Here is a 1,843-nt window from a genome sequence, read left to right on the forward strand (position 1 = left end):
CGGCCAACGCGGGCGTCGGCGGGGGATTTTTCAACGGCCTGTTATATGACGATTTCGACCGTTGGCATCATCGGCGCGGGCACCATGGGCAACGGCATTGCCCAGGCATGCGCTGTGTCGGGCATCAATGTGGTGATGGTGGACATCTCCGACGCCGCCGTGCAAAAGGGCGTGGCCACCGTGGCGGGCAGCCTGGACCGCCTGATCAAGAAAGAAAAGATCACCGAAGCCGACAAGAGCGCCGCCCTCGCGCGCATCAAAACCTCCACCAGCTACGACGACCTGAAGGCCGCCCAGATCGTGATCGAGGCCGCCACCGAGAACTACGAACTCAAGCTCAAGATCCTCAAGCAGGTGGACGCGCTGGTGGCGCCCGAAGTGATCATTGCGTCCAACACCTCTTCGATCTCCATCACCAAGCTGGCCGCCGCCACGTCGCGCGCCGACCGGTTCATCGGCATGCATTTCTTCAACCCCGTGCCGATGATGGCGCTGGTGGAGATCATTCGCGGCCTGCAGACTTCCGACGCCACGCACGACACGGTGAAGCAGCTCTCCGAGCGCCTGGGCAAGTCGCCCATCACCGTGAAGAACGCCCCCGGCTTCGTGGTCAACCGCATCCTGGTGCCCATGATCAACGAGGCCTTCTTCGTGCTGGCAGAGGGCCTGGCAACGCCCGAGGACATCGACGCCGGCATGAAGCTCGGCTGCAACCAGCCCATCGGCCCGCTGGCGCTGGCCGACATGATCGGTCTGGACGTGTGCCTGGCCGTGATGGACGTGTACCTGACCGAGTTCGGCGACAGCAAGTACCGCCCCTGCCCGCTGCTCAAGGAGATGGTGGCCGCCGGCCGCCTGGGCCGCAAGACCGGCCGCGGCGTGTACCAGTACTGACCTGACCCAGACCACCTGCCATGCCCGTTCGCAACCCCTTCAAGCACGCACTGGCCGCCGGTCAGGCGCAGATCGGCATCTGGTCCACCCTGCCATCACCCCTGGTCACCGAGCTGATCGCGGGATCGGGCTTTGACTGGGTGCTGCTGGACACGGAACACACGCCCAGCGACGTACCGCTCATGGTGCAGCAGCTGCAGGCCGTGGCCGCCGGCTGCCGGGACCACACGCACTGCGTGGTGCGCCCGGCCTGGAACGACCCGGTGCTGATCAAGCGCTACCTGGACATCGGCGCGCAAACGCTGCTGCTGCCCTTCGTGCAGAACGCGGACGAGGCGCGCGCCGCCGTGGCCGCCATGCGCTACGCGCCGCGCGGCATCCGCGGCATGGGCGGCTCCATGCGCGCCTCGGACTTCGGCCGCGACGCGGCCTATGTACGCGATGCGGAGAACGAGCTCTGCCTGCTGGTGCAGGTGGAGACGGCCGAGGCGCTGGAGCAGATTGAGGCCATCGCCGCGGTGGAGGGCGTGGACGGCATCTTCATCGGCCCGGCCGATCTGTCCGCCAGCATGGGCTTCCCGGGTGATGCCAACCACCCCACGGTGCGCGCCGCGATCGACGACGCGATCCGCCGCATCCGCGCGGCCGGCAAGGCACCGGGCATCCTCGTGGTGGACGAAGCCCGGGCGCGCGAATGCCTGGCCCTGGGCGCGCAGTTCGTGGCCGTGGGCATGGACATGCTCCTGCTGCGCCAGGCCGCGGACGGGCTGGCCGCGCGCTTCAGGCCAGGCGCACGCGGGCCCGTCGCCACGAGCTACTGACACCGAGCGCCGCCCGCGCGGTCGGCGCTTCCGCCTACCAAACCGCCCGCCACAGCGTGTCCCGGTCGTCAATCTCGCTACATTAATGTGGAAGACACCCGCCACCGGACGTGCCGACACCTGGCCTG

General features: G+C 67.9%; 2 protein-coding genes. Both read left to right on the forward strand.

Translation table 11 applies throughout. From position 1 onward, the window contains the following. The first annotated feature begins 45 nt into the window (after positions 1–45). Entirely contained in the window at positions 46–894 is an 849-nt protein-coding gene (locus tag OX89_RS01290; RefSeq protein WP_011806810.1) for a 3-hydroxybutyryl-CoA dehydrogenase, read from the forward strand. A 20-nt stretch (positions 895–914) separates the two neighbouring features. Continuing rightward, positions 915–1,715: an HpcH/HpaI aldolase/citrate lyase family protein gene (locus tag OX89_RS01295; protein WP_047349273.1), complete on the forward strand. Its 801-nt coding sequence runs from the start codon at positions 915–917 to the stop codon at positions 1,713–1,715. Positions 1,716–1,843: the final 128 nt, after the last annotated feature.

This window comes from Diaphorobacter sp. J5-51 (assembly GCF_001023515.1).
Lineage (GTDB): Bacteria > Pseudomonadota > Gammaproteobacteria > Burkholderiales > Burkholderiaceae_C > Diaphorobacter > Diaphorobacter nitroreducens.

Excerpts from the sequence above, each read along its gene's own strand:
- OX89_RS01290 (WP_011806810.1), top strand. The coding sequence starts at position 46 with ATGACGATTTCGACCGTTGGCATCATCGGCGCGGGCACCATGGGCAAC.
- OX89_RS01295 (WP_047349273.1), top strand. The coding sequence starts at position 915 with ATGCCCGTTCGCAACCCCTTCAAGCACGCACTGGCCGCCGGTCAGGCG.